Origin of the sequence: Rubricella aquisinus, from assembly GCF_014199445.1 — a bacterium.
Classification (GTDB): Bacteria; Pseudomonadota; Alphaproteobacteria; order Rhodobacterales; family Rhodobacteraceae; genus Rubricella; species Rubricella aquisinus.
The window spans coordinates 20337-41750 of sequence record NZ_JACIJS010000010.1 but is presented as its reverse complement, the minus strand read 5'-3'; the positions used below and the strand labels follow the sequence as shown (position 1 = coordinate 41750).

Below are 21414 nucleotides of genomic sequence, written 5' to 3'. Positions count from 1 at the left end.
GATATTCCTTTGATCAGACCAGCAACCAGACATACCCGGCATATAGCGCGACAAATCCAATTCCCCACAGCCGGGTCACATTCGTCCAGTGCAACACAAATGGGATCAGGATCAACGAGGCCGCCAACATCACCCACAGATCGAAAGTGAGGAATTCGAGCGGCACATCCAGCGGGCCGAAAAAGGAGGCCACGCCCATGATTGCCAACAGGTTAAAGAGGTTGGAGCCGACGACATTGCCCAACACCACATCCGCCTTGCCCCGGATCGTGGCCATCACGGTCGTTGCAAGCTCCGGCAAGGACGTGCCAATCGCCACCAGCGTCAGCCCGATCACCGCATCCGACACGCCAAAGGCCACCGCCACACCCCGCGCGCCATCAATAAGCAGGTTCGCACCCAGCGGCAGACCAATGAGGCCCAGCACAAGGAACAGCGCGATCTTCCAAACCGGCATGTCGGGATCGGCATCGTCCAACTCGTCGATGCTGTCCCCCTCCCCACTCAGGCGCGCCTTGCGATACGCGTCAAACAGGATCAGGCACAGCACGACGAGCATCAGCACGCCATGCCAATAGGTGAGCGGGCCAAGGAAACAAAGCGCGATAAACAGGACGGAGGCGCCAATCATCAGCGCATAATTGCGCCCGATGTGACACTCCTTGGTGCGGATCGTGGCAATCAGCGCGGGCAACCCGATCACCAAAAGCACATTGGCGATGTTGGACCCAACAACATTCCCGAACGCAATGCCATCGGCATCGGCAAGGGCCGCCTCAATCGCGATCAAAAGCTCAGGGGCGGAGGTTCCAAAGGCCACGACCGTCAGGCTGACGACAAGCGCGGAAATCCCGAGCTTCAGCGCAAGTGCCACAGCGCCGCGCACCAGCACGTCACCCGCAAAGACAAGCAGCAAAAGGCCCGCGCCAGCCAATATCAAATCCATGGACCTGCCTTTTCCTGCCCTGTCACAGCTTCGCCATATAGGGATGCGCCCGCGATTTCAAAAGGGGATACGTTTTCACCTGTCGGAACACGCGCAGGGCGTATCGCCAATCAGATAGGCTTGGCAGTGGGGGCATTTGCGCGCCTCGGCAACGCGGGTGCGCTTCCAGCGCGGCAGCTTGCCAAAGCCACCCACGCGCAATTTGCCAAACATGCCCAGCACGAGCATTCCGATCAGGAAAAGGCTGATAATCTTGAGGATCATTTACAGTCCGTATCGTTGCCAAAGGGCGCGCTCTTCCACCGCGCTCACCACCGCATCCGCCCCCGGCAATCCGAGTTTCTGGAACAACCCTTTCTTTGGGGCCGACGTGATGATGCGCACCTTGTCGCCATAGCGGTCTTTTAGCACGGGAACGAGATGGCCGATACCATCCGCGATGCCATTATCCACCGCCGCCTGTCCGATCCAGACCTGCGCGTTGAACAGATCCTCCTCATCGCCCTTGAGCCGATCACCCCGCCGGGCGCGAACATGGGCCTTGAAATTCTCATGGATGGTGGACTGCATACCAAGGAGCCAGTCCACATCCTCCGCCTGTTCAGGCAGGAACGGGTCCAGCTTGTTCTTTTGCTTGCCCGATGTGTGCACCCGCCGTTCGATCCCGTATTGCGCGATCAATTCCTGAAACCCAAAGCCGGAGGAGATCACCCCGATGGAGCCGATCATCGTGCTTGGGTCCACATGAATGTCATCCCCCGCACAGGCGAGCCAATACCCGCCCGAGGCCGCAATATCTTCGCAAAAGGCATGGACCGGCATGTCCAGCTCATCAGCCAGCCTGCGAATACGCGCTGCGATCAGCGCGCTTTGCACCGGGGAGCCGCCGGGCGAGTTGATGTTGAGCGCCACTGCGGCAGGTTTTCCCTTGCGAAAGGCCCGCTCGATCACGGGGGCCAATCGCGCATCACTCAGCCCCGCACGCCCCATGGCACCGATCGCGCCTTGCAGTCGGATCACGGGAACAACGGGTTTGCGCACATGGCGCAGGCGGGCAGGTATCGGAAACTGTTTCATGCCTGCACAGGTAGGGTTTCACATACCATAGAACAAGCACGCGGCTTCCGCTGGCCCAACGGATTTGCTAGCATCCCCCCGTCACAGGCGGAGAGGACACCCCATGAACGATATGAGCCGGATGGAACGTCGGGAAATCCTGCGCGTGAAACGGGATGCGCTCATGCAAGATCACCGCGATCTGGACGAAGCGATTGCCGCCCTTGAGGAAAAAGGCACCGCCGATCCCTTCACCATCCGCCGCCTGAAAAAGCAGAAACTCGCGCTGAAGGACCGGATTTCAGCGCTTGAGGATCAGATGACCCCGGACATCATCGCCTGACCTTGCCTGAGGGGCGCGCGTGGCTATAGTGCGCGCCAAATGACCCCAGCGCTCGGAGGGCCGCGCATGACATCTCCTCTCGTCGGTATCATCATGGGCAGCCAGTCTGATTGGCCCACGATGAAAGAGGCCGCAGCGATCCTTGACGAATTGGGCGTGCCCCATGAGGCCAAGATCGTATCGGCGCATCGCACGCCGGATCGGCTCTGGGAATATGGCCGCGCTGCTGCCGGGCGGGGCCTGAAAGCGATCATCGCGGGCGCGGGCGGGGCGGCACATCTGCCCGGCATGATGGCCTCGAAAACTCGCGTGCCGGTGATCGGCGTGCCGGTGCAGACAAAGGCGCTCTCTGGTGTTGATAGCCTCTATTCCATCGTGCAGATGCCCAAAGGCTTCCCTGTGGCGACCATGGCCATCGGGGCGGCGGGGGCGGCGAATGCGGGCCTGATGGCCGTCGCGATCCTCGCCAATGAGGACGCAGCCCTAGCCGCCCGGCTGGACGCATGGCGCGCGGCCCTGTCCGTGTCGATCCCTGATGAGCCGTCCGATGCTTAAACCCGGCGCCACGATTGGCATTCTCGGCGGGGGGCAGTTGGGCCGGATGCTGTCTGTCGCCGCCGCGCGCCTTGGCTTCAAGACCTGCGTGTATGAGCCGGGCGGCGATTGCCCGGCCTCCCATGTCGCGAATTTCCACCTGCAAGCGGCTTATGACGACGCGGACGCGCTCCGCCGGTTTGCCCAGAGCGTGGATGTCATCACCTATGAGTTCGAGAATATCCCGACCGACGCGCTCGATATCCTTGAGGCGATCCGCCCCGTCCGCCCGGGGCGAGAGGCGTTGCGGATCAGTCAGGACCGGATGACGGAAAAGGATTTCCTGTCTGGCCTTGGCCTTACCCCTGCGCCCTATGCACAGATCGACACGCTCGACGATCTTACCGCGGCATTGGCACAGATCGGCACGCCCGCGATCCTCAAAACCCGCCGCTTTGGCTATGACGGCAAAGGACAGGCCCGGATCACTGATCCAGCACAGGCGGAGGAGGCATTCGCCGCGATGGCGGGCGCGCCTGCCGTGCTTGAGGGCTTCGTGACCTTCACCCATGAGGTGAGCGTGATCGCCGCGCGTGGGCCCGATGGCCAGATCGCCTGTTTCGACCCGGGCGAGAACGTCCATAAGGACGGCATCCTGCACACGACCACGATCCCTGCCCGCATCCCGCGTAGCCGCCAGACGGATGCTGTTCTGCTCGCGGGCCGGATCCTCAACGCGCTCGACTATGTTGGCGTGATGGGGGTGGAATTATTTGTCACACCGCAGGGCCTGATCGTGAACGAGATCGCGCCGCGCGTGCACAATTCCGGCCACTGGACCCAGAACGCCTGCCCCGTCGATCAGTTTGAGCAGCATATCCGCGCCGTCGCCGGATGGCCGCTCGGGGATGGGCAGCGGCATTCGGATGTGGTGATGGAAAACCTGATCGGCACGGATGCGGATACCTGGGAAGCCCTTGCGAAAGAACCCGGCACCGCGATCCACCTCTATGGCAAGGCTGACGCCAAACCGGGCCGCAAAATGGGCCATGTGAACCGGATCACCCCGCGCGCCTGATCGTTTCTTTTTTCCCTAAATACCTCCCGCCGGAGGCAAAAACGCCCGGCGCAGGCCGGGCGTCTCTCTGCGTTTGGTCTTGATTAGCCCGTATATCCCTGACGCGCGGCATTGGCCTCTGCGTCGGATTTCTTCTTGTAGCCTTCGGAGGATGCGCCGACGATCTGGCCATTGCTGGCCTTCCGCCGCCAGCGGTATTCGCCGCGCTTATCCTCGTAGAATTCCCATTTGTCGCTGTCTTTCGGGCCACGGTTCATGTTGGCCTCGCAATCGGATTTGGATTTGTATCCTTCGGACGCCGCACCGACGATCTGCCCATTGGACGCCTTGCGCCGCCAGCGCCATTCGCCCTTTTTATCCTGATAGACTTCAAACTTGTCGTTCTCGCCTGCCATCTGCTCCACCCCTCTTGGTTGATTGTGCACAGTAATCCCGCGAAATACTGCACAAGGTGGGCCAAGCTGGCAACAGTTTTAGGACGGCTGGCGAAGCTCATTCGTGCGCCAGATACGCAAATTGAGCGCAGCCGCATAGCTGACCCACACAAGATATGGCGCAAGCAGCCATGCCGCGATGCTGTCGATCATCACTGCCAGCAGCAGGGTGAGCGCAACGCTGATCCAGAGCCCAACGATAACGCCAAAAGCAGCCCCGAGCCTCTGCAATCCGAAAAACACTGGCGACCAGAGCGCGTTGAATGTCATTTGTGCCGCCCACAGCGCCACACCAAGCGGGGCCAAAGGATGCCCGGACAGGGCCATGCGCCACGCCGCCACCACCATCGCGATATAGAGGACCATCCACGCCACCGGGAACAGCCAGTTCGGGGGCGTCCAGCTTGGCTTATCGAGCGCCTCATACCAATCGCCGGGCTGAAACAGCGCACCGGTCGATGCCGCCGCCATCGCAGCCGCGCCAAATCCAGCCATTACAAGCCATTCAAACATCATTCACCCGTCGCTTGGTCCACCCCATCAAGTGGGGTCTGCGCAAGGAAGGTCAATGGCAGCGGGTGGGGGCCTATTCAGCGGGCGTCTGCTCGCGCGGGTCGGGATAGCCCCGGTCGCGGCGTTCGAGTTCCGCAAACAGGTCCATCATCCGGTCCACCCGGTCGGCAACGGTTTGGCGATCCGCGCGCCGCGCGGCCGCTTCGACCAGGAAGGCGACTTCGGGCAGGGGATTGGCATAAAGCGTGGCCTGCCGACCAAGCAGCACAGTCGCCCCCGCATTCACCCCCGATTGCGCGAGCAACGCAAGTTTGCGCCCCGTAGAGGTATGAGCGCGGGTCGAAATACTGTCATATCCTGCCCGCGCGACCTCCGCCCCGATGGCAGCATAGATGTGGCGGCAGGCATAAATCGCGGGGCGGCAGCGCACGGGAAGGGCCGCAATCCCAGCCTCCGACCGCAGATAAAGCCGCTCTGCCTCCCGCAAAAGGCGGGCAACGAGGCGGCGAATGGCGGGTGTTGCCACGGGATCGGCAAGAAAGGCCGCCTTGTCGATCCCCTCCTCCGCAAGCCAGTCAAGCGGCAGATAAACCCGGCCCATGCGCGCATCCTCCCCCACATCGCGGGCGATATTGGTCAGTTGCATCGCGACACCCATGTCGCAGGCCCGCGCAAGCGCATCGCCATTGCGCACCTTCATGATCACGCACATCATCGCCCCAACGGCAGAGGCCACGCGCGCGGAATAGGCGCGTAGATCGGACAGGGTTTCATATTCACGCTCGGTCGCGTCCCAAGCGAGCCCTTCGATCAGGGCATCGGGAAGCGCCTTTGGCATTTCATATTGATGCACCACGCGGGAAAACGCCCGATCCGCCGCCGCATCAATCGGCGTGCCGTCATAAATATGATCCAACCGGTCACGCAGGCGCAGGACAGCCGCCGCCTTGTCATCGCGCAGGTCCACCGCGTCATCCGCGAGGCGGCAGAACGCATAAAGTGCAAGGGCTGCTTCGCGCACATCTTTTGGCAAGAGATGCGAGGCCGCGTGGAAACTGCGTGAGCCATGGCGGATCGCCTCCCGGCACTCGGCGATGTCACGATGCGGCATGGGTGGCTCCTAGAATGTGCTGCGCACAAACCGCGCGGGGCGCGGTGCCTCCGGCGGGAGGTATTTTTAGAAAAAAGAAATCAGGGGCGCACATGGGCGGCCTCTGGCACGAGTTTGTCGAGAACCTCAGCACTCGATACGACACCGGGAAGGCCCGCGCCGGGATGGCTGCCAGCGCCCACTTGGTAGAGGTTTTTGACCGTTTCATTCACGTTATGGGGGCGGAACCACGCGGATTGCAGGATGCGCGGCTCAATGGAGAAGCCCGCGCCATAAGGCGAATGGTAGCGATCCCGGAAATCCTCCGGCGTCATCACATGGGACTGCTCCACCTGATTTGCGAAACCGGGGATGTGTTCCTCAAGCGCTGCGATCATCTTGGCATGGTAGGCCGGTGCCTCTGCCGCCCAATCGACCGGACTGTCATGCCCCAGATGCGGCACCGGGCTGAGCGCATACCACGCATCGCACCCATCCGGCGCGCAGCTTGGATCGGTCTGGCTCGGGCGGTGGAGGTAGATCGACATATCATCGGCAAGTTTGCCATTGATGAAGATATCCTTCACCAACCCCTCATAGCGCGGGCCGTTGATGATCGTATGGTGGCCGATATCGGGCCACATGTCGGCTGTGCCCTTGGTTCCGAAATACCAGACATAAAGGCTCATGGACCAGCGTGCGCGTTTGAGCTTTGCGTCCGTCCAGCGTTTCTTGTGATGGTTGCGCAAAAGGTGCGAGTGGGTGAAACCAGCGTCAGCATTGGACACGACAATAGCGGCGGGAATGCTGCTGCTATCGGAGAGTTTCACGCCCGTGGCCGTGTCGTTCTCAACGATGATCTGATCCACATCCGTTTTGTAGCGGATGAGGCCGCCCTGTCCTTCGATCACGTCCGCCATGCCCTGCGCGATCGCGGCTGCCCCGCCCATCGCGTAATGAACGCCAAACGCCTTCTCAAGGTAGCTGACCAGCGCGTAAATCGACGTCACGTTGAACGGATCGCCCCCGATAAACAGCGGATGGAAGCTGAACGCCATGCGTAACCGCTCATCCTTGAACCGTTTTGCCGCGCGCTGATAGATGGACGTATCCGCCCGGAACCACGCGAAAGTTGGCAGCACCTTGATCAGTTCCCACAACTGATGCATCGGGCGGCGGCCTAGATTTTCGAACCCGAACCAATAGCGTTTCTCGCTATCGGCCATGAATTTGTCATAGCCCGCCACATCGCCGGGGGAGAGTTTCGCGACCTCCGCCCGCATCTGATCCTGATCGCCCGTGACCGTGAAATCGGACCCATCGGGAAAGCGGATCGTGTAATAGTCTTTCAGGTGGCGCAGATCGACATCAGCGTGAAAGTCGCGGCCCGCGGCGCGCCAAAGCTCCTCAAACGCTTGCGGGACCGTCACAATTGTCGGCCCCAGATCGAATCGATAGCCGCCCTGATGATGCGCCGTGCCGCGCCCGCCGGGGCTGTCGAGCTTATCGAGCACAACGCAGCGATACCCCTTTGCGCCAAGGCGAATCGCTGAAGCAAGGCCGCCAAAGCCTGCCCCGATGATGATCGCGACCGGGCGGGTATCCCCATCCTCAGCGATCAAAGTGGCTATATCTGTGCGTGTCAGCATGTCCTGACCATCATATGTCAGATTTTTCTGACAACAAGCGTTACATTTCACAATGGACACTGTAAGTTGTTTGAAAGGACTGCCGAAGGAACGACCATGTCTATCGTGAGCCTCAGTTATTTCAGGTTTGAGCCGGGGACGGCGCGGGTCTGGGCGTTTGCACAGATGGCATTGGCCCGCCGGCCGTTGCGGGAAACGACCTCTATCGGGTTTCACAAAATGTTCGGCACTGGCACGGGCGAGGGGTTCACCTTAAAGCCCAATCCGGGGCTTTGGGCGCTGCTGGCCACATGGCCCGATCTGGAAACGGCGCGCGCCCAGGTGAATGGATCAAAAGTGTTTGTGGGATACAGGCGGCGCGCGGCGGAGGATTTCTCACTGTTCCTGCGGCCCTATTCCAGCCGCGGGGAATGGGACGGGCAATCGCCCTTCACTGTGACCGCAGAGGACGCAAGCCCCACCCCCATCGCCGTGCTCACCCGTGCCACGATCAAGCCGCGCCGGGCGCGCGCGTTCTGGCGGCACGCGCCCCATGTGTCCAACACAATCGGGGAGAATGAGGACGTCCTGTTCAAAGCGGGCATGGGCGAATTGCCGGGCCTGCAACAGGTTACCTTCTCCGTCTGGCCGGACATGCAATCCATGAGCCGCTTCGCCTATCGCTCTGCTGATCATAGCAACGCGATCCGCAATGTCCGGGACGGGGGCTTCTTCAAGGAGGAGCTATATGCCCGGTTCCGCGTTATGGGGACCGAAGGCACATGGCAGGGCGGCGATCCGATCGCCATGCACCTGTTGACGACCGCAGCCCTGAACGGCGCGGACAAATCCCATATGGAAGGAGCCTGACCATGGCCCATGCCTTTCCGTTTTCCGCCATCGTCGGACAGGAAGAGATGAAGCGCGCGCTGATGATCACGGCGATTGATCCCAGCATTGGCGGTGTTCTCGCGTTTGGTGACCGGGGCACCGGCAAAAGCACCGCCGTGCGGGCATTGGCCGGGTTGTTGCCGGAGATCGCCGTGGTTGACGGCTGCCCCTATAATTGCGCGCCCGACCGGATCAATCCCGACTGCCCCCATTGCAAAGCGCAGGACCACCACACGGTGGCCCAGCGCCCGACACCCGTGATCGACCTGCCCCTTGGTGCGACGGAGGATCGCGTCGTTGGCGCGCTCGATCTGGAACGCGCGTTGACCAAGGGCGAAAAGGCGTTTGAGCCGGGGCTGCTTGCGCGCGCGCATCGCGGATTTCTCTACATTGATGAGGTGAACCTGCTGGAGGATTACCTCGTGGATTTGCTGCTGGATGTCGCGGCCTCTGGTGAGAATGTGGTGGAGCGGGAGGGGCTCTCTGTGCGGCATCCCGCGCGCTTCGTGCTTGTCGGCTCCGGCAACCCGGAGGAGGGCGAATTGCGCCCGCAGCTCTTGGATCGGTTCGGCCTGTCGGTCGAGATTGCATCGCCCAAAGTGGTCGCGGACCGGATCGAAGTGATCCGCCGACGCGACGCGTATGAGCGGGACCGCGCGGCCTTCCTTGCCACCTGGGCGGAGGCCGAAGCGGCAGAGCAGGCGCGCATCACCACCGCGCGCGATCTGTTGCCGGAGGTCATCGTGCCCGACGCGCTGTTGGTGCATGTGGCCGAACTCTGCCTTGCGCTGGGGGCCGATGGTTTGCGCGGGGAATTGACGCTGATGCGGGCGGCCCGTGCGCTTGCCGCCCTTGATGGCGCGCGCGAAGTGACCGACCACCACCTGCGCGAGGTTGCCCCAAGCGCGCTGCGCCACCGTTTGCGCCGCGATCCGCTGGATGAGGCGGGCAGCACCACGCGTGTCACCCGCGCGATGGATACGGTTCTGGCATGACCCATGCCGCCCGCCATGCCTGATGGAAGCCGGATAGAGGGCCTCACCCGCCCCCCGGCGGAGGTCTGGGAGGAAGCGGGGTTGGCTGCCGCGCTTCTGGCCGTCGATCCTGTTGGTTTGGGAGGTGCGATGCTGCGCGCGCGCCCCGGCCCAGCCCGTGACAGGTGGCTCAGCGATTATCGGACCCTGATCGGGGACCAGCCCGCGCCATTGCGGATGCCTCCGGCGATTGGGGATGAGCGGCTGCTTGGCGGGCTGGACCTGTCCGCGACCCTGACCGCTGGCCGCCCGGTGCATCTGCCCGGATTGCTGGAAATGGCTGCCGGGCGTGGCCTGATCCTGCCAATGGCCGAGCGCGCGACAGCCGGGCTTGCCGCCCGGATCGGGGCTGCATGGGATGGGCCATGGCCGGGCTATCTGATCGGGCTGGATGAGGGTGCCTCGACCGAGGAAGCCCCCCCTGCCGCCCTGATGGACCGCATGGCCTTTCGCCCGATGCTGGACGGGATCGCGATGGCAGCCCTTGCCCCATCGGCCTTCACGCCGGAGGAGGTTACGGCCGCCCGCGCGCGCTTGCCCGATGTGACGGTGCCGCCAGATGTGGTCGATGCGCTGATCGCGACGGCAGCGGCCCTTGGCATCCCATCGCTGCGCGCGCCACTGCTCGCCGTCCGGGCGGCACGGGCCGCAACCGCGCTGTCAGAGAGCGACACGGCAGGGGAGATTGAGGCGCGCTTGGCCACGCAATTGGTGCTCGCATGGCGCGCCCGGCAGATGCCCGAACAGGTGGAGGAGGACACGCCGGATGACCGGGCGCAGGACGATCCGCCCCCCCCCGATCCCGACACACCGCCGCAAGACAGTCCCGAGACCGACACCGAAACCCCGACAGAGGCCGACATCCCGCCCGATCTGCTGTTAGAGGCCGCGCGCGCCGTTCTGCCACCGGACCTGCTGGCGAAGCTGCTGGCCGGGAACAGCCGCGCGACGTCCCAGGGCAGCACCGGCGCTGGGGAGGAAAGTGTCAGCCTGCGGCGCGGGCGGCCCCTTGCCTCACGCCCCGGAAGGCTGGGCGGGGAAGCGCGGCTCGACCTGATCGCCACCTTGCGCGCGGCGGCCCCGTGGCAGCCGCTCCGCCGTCGTCAGACGGGTAAGGCGGGCCTCCTGATCCGGCCTGACGATTTCCGCATCCGCCGGTTCCGCCGCACGAAGGAAAGCGCGCTGATCTTTGTGGTCGATGCCTCCGGCTCTTCTGCAATGGCCCGGCTGGCGGAGGCGAAGGGCGCGGTCGAGTTGATGCTCGCGGATGCCTATAAGCGACGTGAACAGGTGGGCCTGATCGCGTTTCGGGGCGACGGGGCAGAGGTGATCCTGCCGCTCACCAAATCGCTGGTGCAGGCCAAGCGGCGGCTGGGCGGATTGCCGGGTGGCGGGGGCACGCCGCTGGCTTCCGGCCTGTTGATGGGGGCGGAAATGGCGCTGTCCGCGCGGCGCGCGGGGCTGACGCCCTTCCTTGCCGTGCTCACAGATGGCCGCGCGAATATCGGGCGGGACGGCCAGCCCGGTCGCCCGCAGGCGATGGAGGATGCGACCGCCGCCGCCCGCGCCCTGCGCGCGACGGGTATCCCGGCGGTGCTGATCGACACGGCAAACCGCCCGCAACGCAGCGCCGAAAGCCTGAGCGCGGAGATGGGCGCGCGCTATGTCGCCCTGCCGCGCGCGGGTGCGCAGGAACTCTCCGCCCTCGTGCAGAACGTTTCCAAGGACAGCGCGCCATGACAGGGGCCACACCCGGTTTGACGGAGTGGCGCCGGATGACCGGCGGAAGCACGCTTGACTGGGATCGGGACGGCGCGGATTGGCCAAACCGGACAGCGAGCCGGTTCGTTGAGGCCGCTCACCTGCGCTGGCATGTGCAACGGGCGGGGACAGGCCCGGCGATCCTGCTGATCCATGGCACCGGTGCGTCCGGGCATAGCTGGCGCGATGTCTTTCCGCTGCTGGCCGCGCGGGCAGATGTGATCTCGGTTGATCTGCCGGGGCATGGGTTTACCGCCCGCCCGGCCTCTGCCCGGTTGACGCTCCCGGCGATTGCGGCGGATCTGGCTCGGCTCATGGAAGCGCTGGAGGCGCGCCCGGCGCTGATCGTGGGCCATTCAGCAGGCGCGGCGATTGCGCTGCGCATGGCGCTTGACGGTGCAGCCGAAGGGGCGGGTCTGATCGGGATCAATGGCGCGCTGACCCCGTTTCGCGGGCTGGCGGGCATGCTGTTTCCGCAGATGGCGCGGCTTTTGGCGCTCAACCCGCTGACACCGCATCTCGTCGCGCGCACGGCGAGCGATCCGGCCTCCGTCGCGCGGATCATCGGCAGCACCGGCAGTCAGATTGATCCTTTGGGTTTGGACCTCTACCAGCGGCTGGTCGCCAGCCCGACCCATGTGGCCGCAACACTCGACATGATGGCGCGTTGGCAGTTGGAGCCTTTGTTGGCCGCGCTGCCCCGGATTGCCCATGACGTGACCCTCATGCGAGGGTTGCGCGATCGCGCGGTCCCCCCCGATGAGACGGCCCGAGCCGCGCGCCGCCTGCCCGCCGCGACGCTGGAGGATTATCCCGAGGGCGGCCACCTCCTGCACGAAGAAATGCCGCAGCAGATCAGCGCCGCGATCCTTGATCGCCTTCCCGCGTCCAGCCCGGTTCAGAGCACATAGCGACTGATATCGACCGACGCGGCCAAATCCGACAGCCGCTCCTCCACATAAGCGGCATCGACACTGACGGTCACGCCACCCTGATCGGGCGCGGTAAAGCTCAGATCCTCAAACACCTTTTCCATCACGGTATAAAGCCGCCGCGCGCCGATATTCTCGACACTGCGGTTCACCTCCGCCGCGAGGCGCGCAAGGGCGGCGATGCCGTCCTCCGTGAAGGTGACGGTCACGTCCTCCGTTCCCATGAGGGCGGTGTATTGCAAGGTCAGCGCGTTGTCCGTCTCCGTCAGGATACGCACGAAATCGCCCTCCGTCAGGGCGTCTAACTCCACCCGGATCGGCAACCGCCCCTGCAATTCCGGCAACAGATCGGACGGTTTCGCAACATGGAACGCGCCCGAAGCGATGAACAGGATATGGTCGGTTTTGATCGGCCCATGCTTCGTGGATACGGTGGTGCCTTCGATCAGGGGCAGCAAATCGCGCTGCACCCCTTCCCGGCTGACATCGCCGCCCCGGTCGTTGGATTTCGCCACCTTGTCGATCTCATCGAGAAACACGATCCCGGCCTGCTCCACCGCTTCAACAGCTTCTTTGGTCACGGTGTCCTGATCGACGAGCTTATCGGCCTCCTCCGCCAAAAGGACTGCATAGCTGTCGGCCACTTTCATCCGGCGGCGCACAGTACGCCCGGAGAACGCCTTGCCAAACAGATCGCCCAGATTGGCCATGCCCATATTGCCCTGCATCCCCGGCAGATCGAGCATCGGCATTTGCGGCGGGGTGTCCGCAACCTCCAACTCAATCTCTGTGTCATCGAGCAGACCATCGCGGAGTTTCTTGCGGAACATCTCCCGAGTCTGTTCGCGCGCGCCCTCCCCGGCGAGAGCCTCGATCACGCGCTCTTCAGCCATTTCATGCGCCTTGGCTTCCACATCCTCGCGTTTATGTTCGCGCACCATGACGATGGCGGCATCCACGAGATCACGGATGATCTGCTCCACATCGCGCCCGACATAGCCGACTTCGGTGAATTTCGTGGCCTCCACCTTGATGAAGGGCGCGCGGGCGAGTTTCGCAAGGCGGCGGGAGATTTCGGTCTTACCCACGCCGGTCGGGCCGATCATCAGGATGTTTTTGGGATACACTTCCTCAGCCATGGCGGCATCCAACCGCTGCCGCCGCCAACGATTGCGCAGGGCCACGGCCACGGCCCGCTTTGCCTTGGCCTGTCCGATGATGAAGCGATCCAGTTCGGAGACGATTTCGCGGGGGGTGAGGTCGGTCATAACATATCCTTCGTCGGAGGAAGTTTGTCGGCAAGAGCGCCAAGCGGCAGGAGGCCCATCAGGCCCCTGCGTAAATCGGCCCATTTCGCGCCAAGGAGCGTCAGAACGATCCCCAGCAGGAGCACGAAGTACGGCGCGCCGTCGTCGGAAAAAAGAGTGAAACTCAATGCGATCACATACCCGATCCCGGCCATTATGAAGCTGCGGCGGTCAACAACGATTGCCACGGTCGCCATGAAAACCAGAAAAAGCGCGAGCAGGCCGTACGCAACCCAACCCCCCGATTGCATCAGACTGACGGCAATTGTGCTCACAATGAATGTGGCGGCCACGGTATGCAGCCAGAACGCGTTTGCGGTGTTGCGCGTCACCCGAAACCGGTCTTTCAAGTCAAATCGCATAGCCATTGCAAACGTGCCGATCCCAAACAACAAGGTCAGGACGCCGACATAGCTGCGCCCGGTAAGCAGGAACAAGCCGCCTGGATCGTTCAGGACATCCCATCCGGGGGACAGGATCGCGACAGCAAAGCCATATAGCAGCAGCGCAATTGCACCCAATGCGATCGGCACGCGGAATTGCCACCAATGAATACCTGACACGGCAAGCCCAATCCCAAAGAGCAGCAACAGATCACGCTGACCCAGCGGGTCCTCCATATCGTTCCAGATGTAGATGACGCTTGATGACAGGAGCAGGCCCGACACAACAACGCTGACAGTCAACAAGAGGGCAGGCCCGACCATGCGGCGGCGTTTGATGAAGTAATGCGAAAGCACAAAGAGGACAGCGACGCTAAGAATGGTCGAAAACACAGCAAGCAAAGGCTCATCATCCACTGAAAAGGCACCAAGTGCCAGCGCCAGCCAGCCACCGAGCAAGACGCAAAGCCCCACCACAACGAACACTTCGTTAAAGCCACGAAATAGCTCAAAGGGTTCTTCCGCATCCCGCAAACCGCTGCGCGCACCGGATCGTGCCTGTGCGAGGGCTATAAGCGACGCGGCCTGCGCTTCACTGATCCGGCCTGCCTCAACGGCAGCGCGCAGGTCATCTTGGCTGATATCGGTCACGCTTTGATCGTCTCCACGGTCATGTTGCCGTTGGTATAGACGCAGATTTCTGCGGCGATGGTCAGCGCGCGGCGGGCGATGGTTTCGGCGTCAAGATCGGTCTCTGCCAATGCGCGGGCAGCAGCGAGCGCATAATTGCCCCCCGATCCGACTGCCGCGATGTCATGCTCTGGCTCCAGCACGTCGCCAGCACCTGTGACGATGAACAGATCCGCGCCATCGGTGACGATCAGCATCGCCTCAAGGTTTTTGAGGTATTTGTCGGTGCGCCAATCCTTCGCCAGATCGACGCAGGCACGGGCAAGCTGACCGGGGGCGGATTCGAGCTTTGCCTCCAACCGCTCCAGCAGGGTGAACGCGTCCGCAGTGGAGCCGGCAAAGCCGCAGACCACATCGCGCCCGCCGGGGCTGAGCCGCCGAACCTTCTTGGCGGAGCCCTTGATGACCGTCTGGCCAAGGCTAACCTGCCCGTCACCCGCGACGGTCACCTGCCCGCCCTTGCGAACGGCAACGATGGTTGTCCCGTGCCAGCCGGGGAATTGCGTGCTCTCGCTCATAAGAAACCCTTTATCTGTGTTGAGGGCGATATAGGAACCCACCCTGCGATGCGCAAATTATCGGCGCAAGGTCGGGGCAAGGAGCCAGCCAAGGACAAAGCCGCCCAGATGCGCCTCCCATGCGATCGACGGCATAAAAATCACCAACGCGATGTTGATCGCGAGAAAACCTAGCAGGAACCGATATTGCGGCGTGAGACTCAGACCGCGCGCGCGCACCATATCCCATTCCCACCGCTTCCACGCGGCAATCAGCCCAAACAATCCGCCCGACGCACCCACCATCGGCACCGGATCGGACGGGCCAAGGAAAACAAACGCGACAGCACCCGCAAGGACCGACAGGAAAAACAGGATGAGCGTGCGCCGCTCGCCAACAGCCAAAACCCCTAGCCTGCCAAGACTCAACAGGATCGTAACATTCATCGCCAGATGCAAAAGCCCGCCATGAAGGAAGGCGTGGCTGAGGAACATGACGTATTTCTGCCCCTGATAAAGCGGCACGACATCCCCCAGAAGCGGGGACCAGAACGCGCCATAAGCAAATGCCATGCGATGCCCAACCGGCCCAAGGCCGATATCGCCGAGGTAAAGCACCCCTTCAACAATCGCCATCAGGATGGCTAGGCCCCAGATAACAGGCATGCGAACAAGCGCCGGACGGGGACGAGACGTTTCCATATTTTGGGACATAATACGCCTAGCGCCCCGCGAACAGGGCAGATCGCCTATATTCACAATGGGGAGCTCTCCCGCCCGTCGTTCCGTCGCTTGCGCTCCGTCCTCCCGTTTGGCTGGGCGCCACGCCTGTCGGCGCGGCGGTGCCTCCGGCGGGGTATATTTGAAGAAAGTGAATTGGACTTGGTGTTGCCAGAGAAGCTCCCGCGATTCGGCCGTGGGTCAAGGTCCGAGGCACGAGCGGCCTTGACGCGCGGGCGAACCGTAGCCGCACAATCGGAAGCGTGATTTGAGGAACACACCTGTTCCTCAAACACCTCAGCGCAATCTTTCCCCCTCGCGGCGCAGCCGCGCCACGCCAAACGGGAGGAAGGAGCGTCAGCGACGGAACGACGGGCGGGAGGGCTACCCTTGATCTGTCAGCAACCTTGTCAGTGTCAGGGCCATCACCTGCGCGCTGTCCAGCATATCCTGCACGCCGATCCATTCATCGGGTTGGTGGGCAAGGTCCAGCACGCCCGGCCCGTACGCGATACAGTTCTTCAGCCGGCCAATCCGGTCGATATGTTTCTGGTCATAAGTCCCGGGGGAGGCCACATATTCCGGCGCGGCCCCCAGCACATCACTGATCGCGCCTGACACCGCCTGCACGACCGGCGCGTCCTTGGCCGTCATCGACGGCAGGACTTCGAACAGGTCTTTCACCGCGTAGTCAAAGCCCACCCGGTCTTTTTTGACCCGCTCCAGCAGGGCGTGGAACTCGGCCTTCACCTCATCCAGTGGCTCTTCCGCGATGAAGCGGCGGTCGATCACCATGCGGGCGCGGTCAGGCACGCAGGCAGAAGGCAAGCCGGTGTAATCCGCCTCCTGCACCGGCTCCCCGCCATGGATCGCGTTGATGTTGAGCGTGGGATTGCGCGCGCCCTCGGGGATCACTGGCATCGCGGTCTCTCGGGTTGCAAGCGCGGGCCAAAGGCTCTCTTCCATCTCCGTGATCAGGGCGGACATATGGCGCACCGCGCAATCGCCCAGAAACGGCATCGAGCCATGAGCGATATGGCCTTTCGTCTCGACCTCCGCCCACCAGACACCGCGATGGCCCAAACAGATGCGATCCTTGTGCAACGGCTCTGGGATGATGACGTGCTGCACCCGGTCCGGTGCGAAAACGCCCTGTTCCGCCAGATAGGCCACACCGCCATAGCCGCCCGATTCCTCATCCGCCGTGGCGCTGATTTCCACAGCCCCGCTGAAATCGGGAAACGTGTCGATAAACGCCTCTGCCGCGATGATGCTGGCGGCGATCCCGCCTTTCATGTCGCAGGTGCCGCGGCCATAGATGCGCCCGTCGCGCAATTCCGCGCCGAATGGATCGACTGTCCAGCCTTGCCCTACCTCCACCACATCATGATGCCCGTTGAAATGCACGCACTCCCCCGGATGCGCGCCCTCGCGCCGCGCGACGACATTCCAGCGCGGATATTTGTCGCTATCCCCCGGCGCGCCCTTGGCCCGTATCAGCTGCACGTCGAAGCCACGTTTGGCCAACCGATTGCCGAGATATTCGCAAATCTCCAGATAGCCCCGACCCGGCGGGTTGAGCGTTGGCATCCGCACCATGTCCTGTGTCAGCGCGATCAGATCGGCCTCCCGCGCTGAGATTTCGGCCATAAGTCTTGCGATGGTCATCCGCACGCCTCCCCTGTTGCGCGCAGCATGCCGGGAAAGGGCGCGGGGCGGAAGGGGGCCATGGCCTACTTTCGCAGTACCCACCGCATCGCGGCGGGAAAGAGCCGATGGGCCATGATCGTCGCGGTCAGCATCGGGGGATGACTGATCTGATGGCGCGGATTGATCATCGCCGCGTGCAACACCTCAGCCGCCTCATCCACCGTCAACACGCGGATCAGGCGACCAGCCTTGGGCAAGCGGGCCACATCCACCGCGTTGGTCTCAAAATAGGGGCTGTCGATCTGGCCCATATAAACATTGGTCGTGGTCACCCCGGTGCCGACCAAATCCTGCGCCAAGGCTTCATGAAAGGACCGCAGCGCGCCCCGCGCCGCTGCATATCCCGCACTTGATGGCCACGCGGCGATGGCCGCGGGGGAGTTCATGTGAATGAGCGTGCCGCTGCCGCGCGCAAGCATCTCCGCCAAAAAGGCTTGGGTGACATTGAACGCCGCGAAATAAGGCGCGCCCATCATCTCCACGGCCTCAATGGGCGTGGTGTCCTGCACCGGTTTCCAATGCCCGGCCCCTGCGGAATTGATGATCACATCCGGAACGCCCATCGCGGCGCGGACCTGATCGGCCATAAGGGCCACGGCCTCGCCATCCGACGCATCGCAGGGAAAAGGAAGCGCTTGGGCACCAAGCTCATCCGCCAGCGTTTGCAAGACATCGCCGGATCGGGCGACGAGTGCTACCCGGTGCCCGGCTTTCACAAACCGCCGCGCGGCAGCCATGCCGACACCGCTTGAAGCGCCAGTGATGAGTATGCGTTTCATGCGTGCGGCTCCCTTTTGCCTGAGCGTTGCGCAGGAGCCGCCCCATGGTCAAGCATCGGGTGCGACAGCCGAATTGCACTTTGCAACAAGATCGGGCCAAGTGAGCGGCATGATACGGATCTTGGAATGGGTGGGCGCGCGGGCGCGGTGGGTGCTGGCGGTGGGTGTGCTGCTGGCCTTTCTGCTGCCAGACGCATCGCGGGTGCTGCGCCCCGTTCTGCCCGCGCTGGTTGCTGGCATCCTTGCTTTGGCGATGATGCGGATCGACATGATGGCCACCGCGCGACAGGCGCTGCGCCCGCGCCAGATGGCCGGATCGCTGGTGCTGCTGGCGCTGCTGATGCCCGGCATGATGGGTCTGATGCTGGGGTTGCACGCGCTTCTCGGCCTGCCGACGGGGGACCGGGCGTTTCTGATCGCATTTTGCGTGGCCCCGCCGATTGCGTCCTCTGGCGCGCTCGCGCTGATCTTGCGGTTTGACGCGGCCCGCGCGGTGCAGATCACGGTGATTGCCACGCTCCTGACCCCGGTGATCGGGCCAGTGACCGTGGCCATGCTTGCGCCCGGCGCGCTCGACATTCCGGCGCTGGATATGGCGCAGCGACTGGCCGCGATCATCCTTGGCGCGGTGGGGCTGGCGCTGATCCTGCGCCGCGTGATCGGGACAGAGCGGATCCAGAGGCGGGCAAAGGCGCTTGATGGGATTGCGGCGCTGGCACTTTTAACCTTCGTGATCCCGCTCTTTGACGGGGTGACAGACACGATCCGCACCGACCCGGCAGAGGCCGCGCGCGTCATGCTGCTGGTCACCTGCGTGAACCTCGGTACGCTATTCGCGGTGCGCCCACTGGCCGGTCGGATCACCGCGCCCGAAACCGCCGGGACGCTCGGCTTGATCTGGGGCAATCGCAACGTGGCGCTTTATTTCGCGGCCCTTCCCTATGATCCGGCCTTTAGCCTTGCTGTGGCGCTCTACCAGATACCGATGCTGGCCACGCCCCTGATCCTGAGCGCATTGCCCCTTGCGCGCCGCTGAGCGCATGTCATCCTGCCCGCCAAAACGAGGGAGGATAAGATGCGCGTTCTGATCACCGGAGCACAGGGATTTCTGGGGCGTTTGATCGTGGGCCGACTGGTCGCGACAGGCTCCATATCGGGCCAATCCATCACCGCGATGACCCTGATCGACATGGTGGAGCCGACACCCCCCGACGCCCCGTTTCCCGTCACCTGCCACGCGGGCGATCTGATGGCCGCATCGTTGGAGCCGCATGACGCGGTGATCCACCTCGCCGCTGTGGTGAGCGCGGAGGCGGAGGCCGATCTCGACAAGGGGCTCGCCGTGAACCTTGACGCGACGCGCCGCCTTTTGATGGCCGCGCGCGATTGGGGGACGGTGCCGATTTTCCTGTTCGCCAGTTCCGTCGCCGTGTTCGCCGCCCAATCGAATGAGCGGCTGACCGACCGGACGGAGCCGACGCCCCGCTCCTCCTATGGTGCGCAAAAGCTGATCGGGGAAATCCTCGTCCGCGATCTGTCGCGCAAGGGGATCATCCGGGGGCGGTCGCTGCGCTTTCCAACCATCGCGATCCGGCCGGGCAAACCGAACAAGGCGGCAAGCTCTTTCGCCTCGTCCATCATTCGCGAACCGCTGAATGGGGAGGAGGCGATCCTGCCGGTCTCCCCCGATCTGCGGCTGCATCTGATGTCCCCCGATGGGGCGGTGGCGGCGATGGCTCATGCGCTTGATCTGCCGCAGGACGCGCTCGATGGAGCCACGACGATCACCCTGCCGGGGATCAGTGTTGCGGTGTCTGACATGCTCGCCGCCCTCACGCCCGATCAGCGCGCCCTGGTCAAGGAGGTGCCGGATGCCGCGATCGCGAAGGTCGTGGAAAGCTGGCCCGGCGGGATCGACACGCCCCGGGCAGAGGCGCTCGGCTTTACCGCCGATGCGGATTTTGCCGAGTTGCTCACCCTCTCGAAAGCGCATCTTTGATGGGATGGGAGGCATTCCGCGCGGGCTTTCCCATGCTGGCGGAGGGCGCTTACCTCGCCACGGCTGGGGGCGCACCGATATCGGATCGCGCGGCCGCAGCGGGCCGTGCCTATTTCGACGACACGCTGCGGGAAGGCGACGCGCCTTTCGCCCGCTGGCTGGGGGAGGTGGACGCGGTGCGCGCTCAGGTCGCAAAACTGATCCACGCAAGCCCCAATGACATCGCCTTTGTCGGCTCCGCCTCGGCGGGGATGAACATCCTTGCGGGCTATGTCGCGCCGGGGGCGCATATCGTGAGCGTGGTGGACGAGTTTCCTTCCGTCACCCAGCCGTTTCTGACGCGCCGGGATGAGGTGACATTCGCGGAGCCTACGCCTGACGCGATTGCCGATGCGATGCGCGCCAACACTGGCGCGATTGTCGTCAGCCATGTGCAATTCCGCTCCGGTCGGCGGCTGGACCTTGCCGCTTTGGCCCGGATCGCCCATGCGCGCGGCGCGCTTCTTTTGGTCGATGCGACGCAAAGCATGGGGGCCGTGCCGCTGGATGTGGGCTGCGGGGCGGATGCGGTTGTGGCGAGTTGCTACAAATGGTTATGCGCGGGATATGGCGCGGGGGTGGTGTACCTCTCGCCCCGGCTGCGCGACCGCCCCTCCCCCGTGTTCGGCTGGCGCAGCGCGGTGGAGCCATACGGGCTGGACGAAACCCGCGTAGACGCAACGCCCAGTGCCGTCCGGCTAGAGATGGGGCATCCGCCCTTCGCGCCGATCCTGTGCCTTGGCGGTGCCTTGACGCATCTGGAGGAGACGCTGGGTTTTGACGGCGTGTGGCCCCGGATCGCGGCCCTTGATGCGCATTTGCGGGCCGAAATAGCACGGCTTGACCTGCCCGCGCCCATCACACCGCCGGGCCAGTCCGGCATCGCGGTATTCCCGCGCGCTGATGCAGCGGACGTTAAGGCCGCCCTTGCCGCGCAGGGCATCCGCGTGACGGCTTCGGGAGGATACCTGCGGCTTTCCTTTCACGCCTATTGCAGTGAGGCGGACATCACAGCCGCGCTCACGGCATTGGCCCAGCTAGATATGTGAG

General features: G+C 63.5%; 23 protein-coding genes. 10 read left to right on the top strand and 13 right to left on the bottom strand.

The genetic code is table 11. The annotated features are described in order from the left end of the window. Positions 1 to 13: 13 nt before the first annotated feature. The 3 genes from FHS89_RS14610 to FHS89_RS14600 form a co-directional block, all read right to left on the bottom strand. Positions 14 to 946 carry a calcium/sodium antiporter gene (locus FHS89_RS14610; protein WP_184012864.1) on the bottom strand — a complete coding sequence of 311 codons (933 nt, stop codon included), beginning with the start codon at positions 944 to 946 and terminating at the stop codon, positions 14 to 16. Positions 947 to 1021: 75 nt separating this feature from the next. Further along, entirely contained in the window at positions 1022 to 1210 is a 189-nt protein-coding gene (locus FHS89_RS14605) for a hypothetical protein (RefSeq protein ID WP_184012863.1), read from the bottom strand. Beyond that, positions 1211 to 2023: a S49 family peptidase gene (locus tag FHS89_RS14600; protein ID WP_184012862.1), complete on the bottom strand. Its 813-nt coding sequence runs from the start codon at positions 2021 to 2023 to the stop codon at positions 1211 to 1213. A gap of 103 nt (positions 2024 to 2126) precedes the next feature. Between FHS89_RS14600 and FHS89_RS14595 the strand changes: the two genes are divergently transcribed. The 3 genes from FHS89_RS14595 (at position 2127) to FHS89_RS14585 (ending at position 3957) form a co-directional block, all read left to right on the top strand. Continuing rightward, positions 2127 to 2345 (top strand): YdcH family protein, encoded by a 219-nt coding sequence (locus FHS89_RS14595; RefSeq protein WP_184012861.1) that lies wholly within the window; start codon positions 2127 to 2129, stop codon positions 2343 to 2345. 66 nt (positions 2346 to 2411) lie between these two features. Next, positions 2412 to 2900 carry a 5-(carboxyamino)imidazole ribonucleotide mutase gene (gene purE, locus FHS89_RS14590; RefSeq protein ID WP_184012860.1) on the top strand — a complete coding sequence of 163 codons (489 nt, stop codon included), beginning with the start codon at positions 2412 to 2414 and terminating at the stop codon, positions 2898 to 2900. Next, a complete protein-coding gene (locus FHS89_RS14585; protein ID WP_425502809.1) occupies positions 2893 to 3957 on the top strand; it encodes a 5-(carboxyamino)imidazole ribonucleotide synthase in 1065 nt (354 codons plus the stop codon). The genes purE and FHS89_RS14585 overlap by 8 nt, the downstream gene beginning before the upstream one ends. 83 nt (positions 3958 to 4040) lie before the next feature. Here the strand turns inward: FHS89_RS14585 and FHS89_RS14580 are convergent, their stop codons facing one another. From FHS89_RS14580 to FHS89_RS14565, 4 genes are all read right to left on the bottom strand, one after another. Beyond that, positions 4041 to 4352 (bottom strand): YegP family protein, encoded by a 312-nt coding sequence (locus FHS89_RS14580; RefSeq protein WP_184012858.1) that lies wholly within the window; start codon positions 4350 to 4352, stop codon positions 4041 to 4043. Between the two features lie 78 nt (positions 4353 to 4430). After that, positions 4431 to 4904: a tryptophan-rich sensory protein TspO gene (tspO, locus tag FHS89_RS14575; protein ID WP_343051501.1), complete on the bottom strand. Its 474-nt coding sequence runs from the start codon at positions 4902 to 4904 to the stop codon at positions 4431 to 4433. A gap of 73 nt (positions 4905 to 4977) precedes the next feature. Further along, the gene (crtB, locus tag FHS89_RS14570; protein WP_184012856.1) at positions 4978 to 6015 is read right to left on the bottom strand and encodes a 15-cis-phytoene synthase; all 1038 of its coding nucleotides are present in this window, start codon (positions 6013 to 6015) and stop codon (positions 4978 to 4980) included. Between the two features lie 80 nt (positions 6016 to 6095). Further along, positions 6096 to 7643, bottom strand: coding sequence for a phytoene desaturase (locus tag FHS89_RS14565; protein ID WP_184012855.1), 1548 nt, complete (start codon positions 7641 to 7643; stop codon positions 6096 to 6098). 96 nt (positions 7644 to 7739) lie between these two features. On the opposite strand from FHS89_RS14565, the gene crtA reads away from it, so the two are divergent. The 4 genes from crtA to bchO are packed head-to-tail and all read left to right on the top strand — an operon-like array spanning position 7740 to position 12219. After that, entirely contained in the window at positions 7740 to 8492 is a 753-nt protein-coding gene (gene crtA / locus FHS89_RS14560; RefSeq protein WP_184012854.1) for a spheroidene monooxygenase, read from the top strand. A 2-nt stretch (positions 8493 to 8494) separates the two neighbouring features. Beyond that, on the top strand, positions 8495 to 9508 hold the full coding sequence (bchI, locus tag FHS89_RS14555; protein WP_184012853.1) for a magnesium chelatase ATPase subunit I: 1014 nt from the start codon (positions 8495 to 8497) through the stop codon (positions 9506 to 9508). 15 nt (positions 9509 to 9523) lie between these two features. Further along, on the top strand, positions 9524 to 11287 hold the full coding sequence (locus tag FHS89_RS14550; protein WP_184012852.1) for a magnesium chelatase subunit D: 1764 nt from the start codon (positions 9524 to 9526) through the stop codon (positions 11285 to 11287). After that, positions 11284 to 12219 carry an alpha/beta fold hydrolase BchO gene (bchO, locus tag FHS89_RS14545; protein WP_246413944.1) on the top strand — a complete coding sequence of 312 codons (936 nt, stop codon included), beginning with the start codon at positions 11284 to 11286 and terminating at the stop codon, positions 12217 to 12219. Before FHS89_RS14550 ends, bchO begins: the two co-directional genes overlap by 4 nt. Here the strand turns inward: bchO and hslU are convergent. From hslU to FHS89_RS14515, 6 genes are all read right to left on the bottom strand, one after another. Beyond that, positions 12207 to 13508, bottom strand: coding sequence for an ATP-dependent protease ATPase subunit HslU (hslU, locus tag FHS89_RS14540; protein WP_184012851.1), 1302 nt, complete (start codon positions 13506 to 13508; stop codon positions 12207 to 12209). The two genes, bchO and hslU, sit on opposite strands and share 13 nt — an antisense overlap. Continuing rightward, on the bottom strand, positions 13505 to 14581 hold the full coding sequence (locus FHS89_RS14535; RefSeq protein WP_184012850.1) for a hypothetical protein: 1077 nt from the start codon (positions 14579 to 14581) through the stop codon (positions 13505 to 13507). The genes hslU and FHS89_RS14535 overlap by 4 nt, the downstream gene beginning before the upstream one ends. Beyond that, positions 14578 to 15138, bottom strand: a complete 561-nt coding sequence (gene hslV, locus FHS89_RS14530; RefSeq protein WP_184012849.1) for an ATP-dependent protease subunit HslV — start codon at positions 15136 to 15138, stop codon at positions 14578 to 14580. Before hslV ends, FHS89_RS14535 begins: the two co-directional genes overlap by 4 nt. Positions 15139 to 15195: 57 nt before the next feature. Next, a complete protein-coding gene (locus FHS89_RS14525) occupies positions 15196 to 15783 on the bottom strand; it encodes a rhomboid family intramembrane serine protease (protein WP_184012848.1) in 588 nt (195 codons plus the stop codon). Positions 15784 to 16221: 438 nt separating this feature from the next. Then, positions 16222 to 17505 (bottom strand): acetylornithine deacetylase/succinyl-diaminopimelate desuccinylase family protein, encoded by a 1284-nt coding sequence (locus FHS89_RS14520; RefSeq protein WP_184012847.1) that lies wholly within the window; start codon positions 17503 to 17505, stop codon positions 16222 to 16224. A 65-nt stretch (positions 17506 to 17570) separates the two neighbouring features. Further along, positions 17571 to 18326, bottom strand: a complete 756-nt coding sequence (locus tag FHS89_RS14515) for an SDR family NAD(P)-dependent oxidoreductase (RefSeq protein WP_184012846.1) — start codon at positions 18324 to 18326, stop codon at positions 17571 to 17573. 109 nt (positions 18327 to 18435) lie between these two features. Between FHS89_RS14515 and FHS89_RS14510 the strand changes: the two genes are divergently transcribed. The 3 genes from FHS89_RS14510 to FHS89_RS14500 are packed head-to-tail and all read left to right on the top strand — an operon-like array spanning position 18436 to position 21413. Next, positions 18436 to 19362, top strand: a complete 927-nt coding sequence (locus tag FHS89_RS14510; RefSeq protein WP_184012845.1) for a hypothetical protein — start codon at positions 18436 to 18438, stop codon at positions 19360 to 19362. Between the two features lie 39 nt (positions 19363 to 19401). Then, positions 19402 to 20325, top strand: a complete 924-nt coding sequence (gene denD, locus FHS89_RS14505; RefSeq protein WP_184012844.1) for a D-erythronate dehydrogenase — start codon at positions 19402 to 19404, stop codon at positions 20323 to 20325. After that, positions 20325 to 21413, top strand: coding sequence for an aminotransferase class V-fold PLP-dependent enzyme (locus FHS89_RS14500; RefSeq protein WP_184012843.1), 1089 nt, complete (start codon positions 20325 to 20327; stop codon positions 21411 to 21413). Before denD ends, FHS89_RS14500 begins: the two co-directional genes overlap by 1 nt. Position 21414 lies beyond the last annotated feature (1 nt).